We start from the raw sequence: 10751 nt of genomic DNA, 5'->3' as shown, positions 1-10751 counted from the left end.
GGTTCTGTTTGGCTAGAATGAAAAGTTATTGGGTACATGGTACTGTGGCCCGGTTTCGGGGATTTTGTAGACATTTATATCTACAGTATTGGAACCCGTATTGCTACAACCATTTGCTGAGGTAACCGTTGGAATAGAATAGGTAATTACTTTATCGGGGTTTGGGCCACTCCACACTAAGTTAGGGGTGGTATAAACATGGGGTGATGTTACGTTATTAAAGTTATAGGTATTTGTTCCATCGGTTAATTGGTAGCTATAGGGAGAGGTTCCGCCAGCAAATGTTATGGTCAACTCACTATGATCGCCATCGCAAATTGAGCTCGAACCTGTGATTGCAATAGTGGCATTTGGCCTCTCATTCACGGTAACTGCTAAGGTTAATGGTGCACTATTACCACAACCGTTTGTGGTATAAACGCTAACATCGCCTGAGGTTGCATTTCCTGCATAATCAATGGTAATTGAATTTCCACTACCATTAATTGTTGCTCCGGTTCCAGAATAACCCCATGTATAAGTAAGGGTTGGATTATTGGCTACAGAGTACGATACGTTTATATCACCCTGACATACATTATTGTCGGAGGTAACAAATGCAGCAGGTTGCTCAGGGAGTAATGGGAATGAAATGTTAACATCATCGGTAGATGTACATCCGCCATTTGTTATAGTCCAGCGAAGGGTATAGTTATTACCGTTTATACCATTGAAATCACTATTTGGAATAGTAGGTTGCACAACTGTTCCTCCCAAACCACTTATAATACTCCATTGCCCGGTACCAACAGTGGGAGTATTGGCATCAAGTGTTGTTGAGGTTGCTCCGCATAACGACTGATCGGGCCCTGCATTTGCTGTAGTTGGAACAGTATAAGTGGTTACAGGGGTTGGATCGACAACACCATTGGTGGGGCTACCTGGGTTATTATAGCTGAAACTAGTTAGCTGGTAAGTAGCACCTATAGCATCGGTAGGTAAAACATAAGGTTCTGCAGTAACGGTTACTGGTGTTTGGGGTACGCCGTCCTTGGTGTAGTTCAGAATGTAGTTTAGCGGCCTAAACGACCCAATAAACAGTACTGGTATTCCGGCATTGCCACAAACCGGACCAGATGGATTAAGTCTTGCTCTGGGCTTAGTGGTATTAATACAAGCTGTGGTGTAGTTTGCCGTACCTGAGGCTGGAATTGTTATCCTAGAGGATGTTGTTACAGTGCCGTTGTTATTATCACCGCTTGCGGTTGAGGAAAGCTCTGTCCATGTGCCACTATTATCGTAAGCTACTCGCATATCGGACAGACCATTCTGGGTCATAAGGGGTGTTAAATCGCTTGCAGCATCCCAGTCTAGTCCAACGTATGCTTGGCTACCTGATGCAGCAGAAACCCTCCAATACTCCATGGAGTTAACATAGGTAAGAGGAGCGGCATAGCTATTGTAAGTTGAGTTTGGAGTGAAAAACTCCGCAGTCCAATCGATTGTACCTGGTGTGGACGATGATAGTTTTATTTTGTTCCCTACTGTACTACCCTTGCCAATCGGAAACTTGAATTCATCGCCTGAGAGAATTCGTTTGGTTAACGGACCATCTACATACGAAGAACTAGATCCACCAGCAGGTATAACACAGTTAATTGCTGTGTTGGTTATTATAAACTGGTTTGCTGAAGTGGTGACAATGTTTCCATTGGTTAGGTAAAGGTTGCCTCCTACCTCAATGTTCCCGGCACTGTTAATATTTAAACCATTGGTATTATTAATTCTAAAATGGTTAAACTTGTTTGTTCCGGTAAAGTTACCCAGTACGCCTCCCAGATTTTGAGCCGATGAACCAGCAAACTCAACCACGGCATTGGCTCCAGTACCTGCACGGAAAACACCTGTTCCGTATCGTTCCATGGTTCCAAGTATTGTTAACTGACGGTTGTTCACTGAATTGTCAAGGGTAGGTCCATTAATAAGTAACTGTTCGCAAATGGTTAGATTTTTATTGGGTAAATAACGGCTACCTGTACCCGTAAAATGTAATCGCCTAATCTGACTATACAGGTCAGCAACTACGTTGTAGTTGGTTGACCCACCATACTCAATTGTACCACCAGTTGAACAATCCACAAAGCTATCATATCGGCCAGCGGGGAAAGGTCCTCCATCGAGGTACAGTGTCCCTTGGCCTTGAACTATACCAATATTATGCCCATAGAAAGGCTGTGGCGCTCTTAAGGTGCCGTTGATAGTAGTTCGATAGGTAAAAGCTTGATTCTGGTTAATGGTTACCGTATCGCTGGCACTTATTGTAACAATAAATCCATTAGGGCCTCCAGTAAGCGTATATGGATCGCCTCCCGATTGTACCCAAACCGAAGGATCGTTCCAATTCCCATCCTTTGTGGAGGTGAATTGGGGTATGTTATTTGGAATTGCCGGGTCTTCACCAGCAGTGTACTCTCCATTTAAATCGTTAGCGTTTGACAGGTAGAATGTAATGGTGTTATTGGTTTCATCCACATTATCGGTTCCTGCACCTGGTGCAGCCTTGCTCCAGCTGGTACCCCCTACAGTTCGGGCGGCAATGTAGTCTGTTTCTGAACCCAGAACATCTACGTCCTTGTACTTAAATACTAGTAAACCATTTAACCCTGCAACCGCATTGTTTTCAACCTCCCAGTAGTATTGCAGAACATGCGTTGGGTCAATTACACCGGGGTGATGGTCATTAATAGCATTTACCCTGATGTAGCCCGTTGTAGTATTATCAGTATAGGTAAATTCTACCGGTGTGTACTTTCCGGTTACGCCAATAGGATAGGTAAAGGTTTGAGATGGCCCGGAGTATGAACTGAAATACTTGCGAATACCAACATTGCTAAACACGCCATCAACCACTATCATTTTTGATGCACTAAATGGTGCACCCATTATATTACTATTGACGCCCAGATTTAGCATGTACTGGTTGATATCCAGATTACCTAGGGTTAGCACTAAATTCTTATTAAGACTTATGGAGTTCTGCAAGCGTGCTCCGTTAGTGTTGAATAGTTCTAACGTACTAAAAGTACCTGTACCGGAGACATACTGTAATCCCGATCCCTTAAGCACGATTCCAGTTCCATCGCCATTGTCAGTATATGTGGCGTTATTGGTTAGGTTTCCGGCTAGGGTAACCTTATAGTTCCCACATGCAAGCGTTCCGCTCGATAGGGTTAAATTACCATTAACAGTAATATCGCTTGACCCCAGAGTAACCGAGGTAATTGGATTAACAACCAGATTGTTGAAGGTAGTTAAGGATGTACCTAAAATTGATTGAGTGTTTCCGTTAAAGGTAGTAGTGTTAGTACCCGGTGTATAGGTTCCGTTGTTAGTAAAAACGCCCTTTAGTGTTACATTGATATTATTGGCAGTTAAAAAGCTATAACTATTTGTTAGTGTAAGTGAACCATTTAACACCAAGGGGTTTACCATGAGGGTTACAGTTGCATTACGAGCAGTTGCTGCTGATTTTCCTGTAATTACCAAATTGTTAAGAGGAATGTTTGCATCCATCCTGTAATTTTGAACAGCATCAACTGTAGCCCATGATGATGGGGTTTGGGTAAAGATAATTTGCCCACCTGTAACACTACCGCTTGCCGGGCGAATGAATAAATCGCCAAAGGTTGTACCTCCCCCACGAACTATGGTAATGGTACCATCGCTCATATTGAATACGCTACCAGTATTGGTTACTTCCAGTTTAGCACGGGTAAGCGCTGTGGCATCGCCACCCTGTCCGTTAACTATTACCTCGCCTCCGCTTTGGTAATACTTAAGTACACCTGTAGTTGTAGAAGTGTTTCTACGGATTTGCCCGTTAACAAATAGTTGACCTCCACTAACCACCAGGGTTGAGTTGCCATCGCCTGTGTAAACAATATCGTTGTTGTTATTTGTAGTACCATTTGTTGGTCCTACAAATACCCTTCCAGCTTTAACAGTTAATTTACCAGCCAGGGTTACATCGTTGGTATTTACATTTGAATTGGCAATCAGTATATTTCGGTTACCGCTGTTGTTAGGGTAATCAATATACAAACCAGCAGTTTCCGAAATCACAAAAGGAGTAGTTGTTGAGATAGTAAAATCACTATTAGGGTTTGTTCGCCTATAAACCAGTGTTCCATTGCTCAGGGTAAGCCAATTATCAGTTAAAGTGGTTAGTGTGCCTCCTATATCAATAATCAGTGAGTCGGCCTGGGAGGATCCTTTGTTAATGGTAACATTTCCAAAACGTGTAATAGGATTGTTGCGTTGGTTAGTAACGCTCGAAGTATTGCTTCCGAAAAAGGTTAAAGGTATATTTCTGAAATCGCATTCACGTGGTGTTGTAATACCTCCACCAGCAGCTCCAGTTGTATTATTTACAAGATTACCGCCAATGCTCATGCGTGCCGAAGAGGCATCCCAGTTGTCAATTGCGGAGTTGTCATTAACTAGTACATCGCCATTTACTACAAAGGTTTGTGTTATAGCACCACCACCATACCATACTAATCCTCCACCCTGAATATCGAGGTCGCCATTAACCGTAATGGTTTTTGCTATTCGGGCTGTTGGTGGAGTGGGATAGTTAACATTCCAAACCGGGCAGAACCATGAATCGGCATTCTGACCTCGGGTAATCAAATTACCATAAATTAATAGATTGTTATTCGGGAATATTACATTAGAGCCTCCAAGAGGCGATAGTATAAGGTTACCATAGCTGGTAATACCATTGGGGAGATAGTATGTTGTCCCAGCAATTGGGTTGGTTGTATACAATTCTGTAGTACCAATGTTAACGTTGAAATCAGAGTAATCACCTCCGGGGAACTGGAAGGTTGATGGGCTATCGTAATCACAAGCAACCCTAAAATTACCATTCCCATTAGGATGGTTAAGTACAAGTGAAAAGTTCGATGCTGGATTGAATCCAATATCAAGTGCCGAACCAGTTTCAATTTTAAGTATTGCACAGCTTCGTGGGTCAGCATTCGGAGTTGTAAGGTTAGTAGCAAGGTAAACGGAATCGTTTCCTCCAATAATTACAATATCACCTGAACCAGGAACGGTAGCAGCAGGTGCTCCGCTATGGCCAGTAAGCGACCACGTGTTAACATCGCTCCAAAGCCCGTTTTGGCGACTATAATAAACGGTTGGAGTGCCAAATGGATTGGTAGGGTTATCGTCGCCAGCAGTATAGTCACCATCGAGGAAACTGGCGTTCTCAAGAAAAGTTCCTGTACCAGGTTCACCAACTATGTTGTTAGCCTCATCCACATCGCTGGCATTACCCTTTGACCATGTTGATGTATTAACATCAAAACGGGCTGCCACATATTCATCCTCGGTAATTCCCGCCCCCGTAACCACATCGGTTTGGTCATAAATAAATCCCATGGTAGCAGTTGCAGAGCCTAGGGTCATTCCACTTGTCTTTACCCTCCAGTAATAGGAAAGTGAGCGATTCTTAGTGGTAGTAGCAGGGTGCTCATACCCAACAGGAACAACAGCAATACTACCCCACGATGTGGGTGTGCCATTAATGGTTATAGTAACCGGAGTGTATGCAGGTGCAGCATGGTTAGTTGAAGCCGCTCCAACAGGGTATGTAAAGGTGTTAGAGCCCGAGGCAAAGGTTCGTATTACTCCACCGTTACCCGCATCACCATCTGTTTGAATGTACCTGTTAGCTCCATAACCTGCAATGGTTGCACTTGAACCAAATGTTAAGCTATATGAACCGATGTTAAAGAGTTTATCCTGCGAAAAAGTTAACGTACCGTTAATGGTTATATTACCACTTAGGCTAACAGGCGCAGCTAAAGCATCGGTGTTGTTAAGTTCCAGATTTCTGAAGATACCACTTCCATCGCTGGCAATGATAGTTGGGTCATCGTCAGCAATTACAATTTTTCCGCTACCTAAATGTAGGGTATTATTATAAATGTAAGATGTTGTTGTAGTAGCTGAAGATATTAGGGTAATGGTTTTACCGTTATCGTTAAACGTTCCGGAAACCAGCATAACAGAGTCTTGTACATGAAAATCGGTTTGAGTACCCGAGAAATTTAAAATTTTACCGCTGGCCAACTCCATACGGAATTTCTTAAACACCAATGGAGTAGCAGTATTTGCAGTTATGGTTTGATTACTCAAGCCATTAAAAATGGTCCAATTTGTACCAGTTGTGTAGGTTGTTCCATTGGCAACAAACATATTACCTCCAATGGTAACATTCAGGTTGTTGGCATTAAAATCGCCTGAGAGTAATGAGAAATTACCCAGTACAGACATAGGATAAGTGTCGAGTAACACCACACTGGTGCTGCTTTGCCTACTTACGCTAAAGTTACCGAATGGAGCTCTTGATATGACCCTGAAGTTAGGGGAATCGCCTAGAACAGTTCCAGTATATGGCATTATTACAACCGAACCTCCTGTAACTCCAATGTTGTTTGGATCGCTAAGTACCTCAAACGCTTTCTGCCGAGCAGCCGTAGTGCCATCGCCACAAACATCATAAATATATATGGTACCACCGCTCATGTTGAATACGTTGGCAGCCTCGTTCAGGTTAAAAGTACCAAGGTCGTCTCGTAACCCGCCAGCGATACGGTTAGTTCCAAGGGGTGCATTAACCAAATCATTAACAGTGGTGTAGGCTGTTGGAGTGCGACGGAAACGTCCCCTTAGGTGGAAAGTCCCTCCGGTTTGAGTAAACGATGCTAAACCGCCACCAGCGCCTGCTGAGCGGTACTGTTTGGCATCAACTTCGCCACCATTAATCTCAAACTGCCCCGACGCCACAGCCCACTGGATAAAACCACCACTCTCGCGGGTTGATATGTATCCTCTATTAATTTTTAATAACCCATATATTGAGAAGGAACTACAACCAGCACCAGTATTAATCCCCATGGCCGCATTATTAGGGGCTGTAACGTTGTAGGCAACATTAACCTCGCGGTAATCATCAGCAGTAGTGAGTATAACCACATTATCGCCATCAAGTACCAATGCGCCATTGCCTGGAACAAAGTAATTGGAGTTGGGGCCGCCTGTGCCAATGTCGCATGTCCCCTCGGAAAGCGAAGGGATAATAGTTGTTCCCTGCAGTACCAAAGTACCGGAATGTATCCAAAGCGCTTTATCAAGATTTGGATTTGCTCCGCCACCATAGCCGCCTGCAATGTTGGCACCAAAAAGACGGAAATACTCATATTGGGTTGAGTACACCGTTAAGCTATAGGTTTGGTCAACCCCCTTGCTTAGTACAAGGTTGTAAAAATCGGTTATTCCCTCGCAACGTAAGTTGTTGCTGGTATTCCCTAAAAAGTAAACAGTTGCATAACCTGATGTTGCTCCAACTGTGGTAGGTGGCAGCAGGTTATATACAGGGTAGGTTAAGTTTGTGAACCTTACCGTTCCATAGTTAGTAAAATCACCATAAACCCGAACAGTATGCGATTGGGTGTAGTAATAGTTGGTGTATGGCGCTGTTCCACCTTCGGGTACTGCTGTTGGGTTTGTAGTTGTATTGGTTACCCCATTCCCAACCGTTATGGAGGCGCCATTTTCAACGGTTACGTTGCCGTAGATGGTTAACTCGCGGCGAGCCGCAGTGTTATCGTTTATACGGTAGGTACCCTGCATAACATGCAAATCACCATTAAGGGTTAGGTTGTGGAGTTGGGTAGCGGTTACACCCGGTGCGTTTATCCTTAGGGTATTATATGTAGTTTGCGCTGCGGGTAAAGTAAAATTAGCGGAGTTGTAGTACTCAGTGATACCCCCACCTGCATTTACAAACGTATTAGTAGTGGCAGTGGGGAAGTTAACCGATGCCAGTTTCAGCGTTCCTTGTCCGTCGAACTCCTTTAATGTATTCGTAAACCTAAAGGTTGACATATCGAGAATACCACCCCCGTTGATGTTAAGCTCAAGGTTGGTTGTAGCCACATCGGCGGTTAGGGTAACTGTACGTCCGCTAAGTATTACCACAATATCGCCATCGGTTGTGGGTGTACCAATATTATTCCAGGTTGTACCACCGGGATCGCTGGTCCAGGTTGCAGGATCGTTCCAGTTTCCTGACTGATATGAGAAGAAAGTTTTAGGCGGATACCCGGCAGTCCATTCGGATGTAACAGCCGAAATATTTGAAGTACCCGTTATGGTAAAGGTTTTGGCTACATCGTTAAAGCTCTGTGTGCCCGAAGGGGTAGCCCATGCTCCGGCCGTTGGCCTTACCCATATGGAACTTGGGTCAACAGGGTTCTCGGTTACATCGTACTGGAACGTTAGGGTTGCTGTGGTAGCGCCGCTACCGGTAACCTGCCAGTAACGCTTTAAGTACTGTGAGCCAAGCGTGGCGCTGTAAACAGTTCTGAAGCGGAGGTAAGTGGAGCCAGTTATGCTGCTTGCAGTAACAGGAGCGTAAACACCGTTTGACCCAATTGGGATGGTATATGAAGTAGCAGCGGCTACAGCCTGTTGAACGTAACCAGTACCATTAATATCGATATAGGTAGTACTTCCAAAAGTACCCTGAATGGCTGTAGCAGAGGTGTTTTGAATTGTAATATTGAAGTTGCCTAGCTGGAGCAAACCATTATTAATGGTTAATACCCCATTCACGGTGCTATTGCCTATAGCTGTTTTTGCACCTCCGCCATTAATAACGAGATTCTGATAATTTGGAGTAGTGATAATCTGTTGATCGCCAGCAGCTAAATAGCTTACAGTACTATTTGAACCAGCTGTTGTGTTTAAGGTTGTAATACTATTGCTTGCACCATAAAGATTGAGCTGATGAGCCAAACCAGCACCTGTCATGGTTATTGTACCGGTATTATCAACCAAATTTCCTGTTATGTTAAGTGTCTTAGCATTGGTGGTTCCAAAGTTTAAAGTACCATCTATTGTAACATTACCTGTGATATTCCAGGTTGAGGCTGTTGTTCCAGCTGAAAGGGTAGCGGTTCCGTTTACTGCCAAATTGCCATTTACGTTTAAATTTCCATTACAAGTTTTGGTTGTACCATTAGTAGCAATGGTAAGGTTGCCATACTGTGGCACAGCTGAAACCGATTGTGCACCTCCGGCCTGGTAAACAACAGTGCTTGCAGGATCCAGGGTGATATTACCAGCAACATAATTTGAAGGGAAAAGTACATTTGTACCATTCCCAGTATTACCCAATGATAAAGTTGTTCCAGCAGCCATGGTAAAATTCCTTGCTGCATTTCCCGTTATTTGGAAAGTGTCGGTGTAAAGGTTAGCCGTTCCGGTTATTGAGAGGTCCCCATTTACGGTGATTGCACCCAAAAGTGTTTTTGTTCCTGAGCCAGCCATTATTAAATTACCATAGGTGGGAGTAGATGATACATTTTGAGCTCCATTGGTTTGGTAAACCACTGTACTGTTCGCGTTCAATGAGATATTTGCAGCTGTGTAATTGGTTGGAAACGTAACTGCCGTTGCATTGTCGGTTCTACCTAACGTGAGACTCGTACCGGCTGCCATTGTTAGGGTACCAGCATTATTTCCTGTAATTTGATAGATATCCGAGGCAAGAGTTGCTGTTCCTTGGATAGACAAATTCCTATTAATAGTTATGGAACCACCTAAGGTTTTAGTACCACTGCCCGATATTGTTAAGTTATAGTACCCGTAAGCTCCAACAGTCTGATCTGTAGTGTTATTGTAATTTATTGTGCCATTTGTGGGTGCCGTAGCCCCACCACCAGCTGCGCTGGTTATGCCGCCCCCAGAAATTGTACCACCAACGTTTATAGTACCATTGCCCGAAAAAAGAACGTATGTTCTTAAATTGGTTGAGTTCATAGTGATATCACCGGAAACATTAATTGTTCCTGTGGTTAATGAAACATAAGCATCTCTATTGTTGTTACCCCCCGTTGCATTAATGCTAATGCTATTACATGTTAATACACCCCCAGCAACTGCTATGTATTTTGAAACATTTGCATCGTTTGAGCTAACAGTTACACTGCCTGTTACTGTAAGAGAGTTTGCCGCTGAAAAGGATAAGTTTGTTGCATTTGCTCCTGATGCAATAATTAATGAACCTATGCTATTTGCTGGTGTAACGTTTAACGTTACATTATGATTGTCTTGTATAGTTACAATTCCTGCACCAGGATTCTGTCCGGGGAAATCAGTAGCAGCAACCCAACTGCCACCATCGTAACGCTGCCATATAGCAACAGTATTCCAGTTTCCTCCGCTGGTCGTTCTGTAATCGCCTGCAACCTGCGCCCTTGCAGAAAGGGTAAAAATTAGGGTGAACGTTAAAAGGAACAATCCCTTATAATTCAAGAGATTTAACCCCTGAAACTTTTCTGATTTCCTATTAGTAATCATGGTATGATGTGTATTTCTTATTGTCAGCTTTAACATGGTTAATCGGAATTACTTCAAAAATGTTTCAAATATACCTATAAAATAAGCAATGTTTTCAAAGCAAAAACCAATCCAAAAGTTATATTATGTTGTATAACAAATTATTATGCTGTAATACCTTAATTCATAAAGTCCGAAAATGGGAAAAGAGGGATTAGGTTTTGGGGTATAAGGCTGAAGGATAAAAATTTAAAATTTCAGATTTCAGATTTCAGATTCAAGATTTTAGGTAATCTCTTATGCCATCAACCACCAACCATCAACTAAATCGGTATCACAGGGTTTCACAGTGAAAC

Annotated in this window: 1 protein-coding gene; it reads right to left on the bottom strand. The window is 43.1% G+C overall.

All coding sequences use genetic code 11. From position 1 onward, the window contains the following. Window positions 1-12: 12 nt before the first annotated feature. Window positions 13-10416 carry a hypothetical protein gene (locus tag WHS63_RS12780; RefSeq protein ID WP_445205443.1) on the bottom strand — a complete coding sequence of 3468 codons (10404 nt, stop codon included), beginning with the start codon at window positions 10414-10416 and terminating at the stop codon, window positions 13-15. Between the last annotated feature and the right edge of the window lie 335 nt (window positions 10417-10751).

It is taken from the genome of Tenuifilum sp., from assembly GCF_037481895.1.
Classification (GTDB): Bacteria; Bacteroidota; Bacteroidia; order Bacteroidales; family Tenuifilaceae; genus Tenuifilum; species Tenuifilum osseticum.
This window is presented reverse-complemented; position numbering and strand designations above follow the sequence as displayed.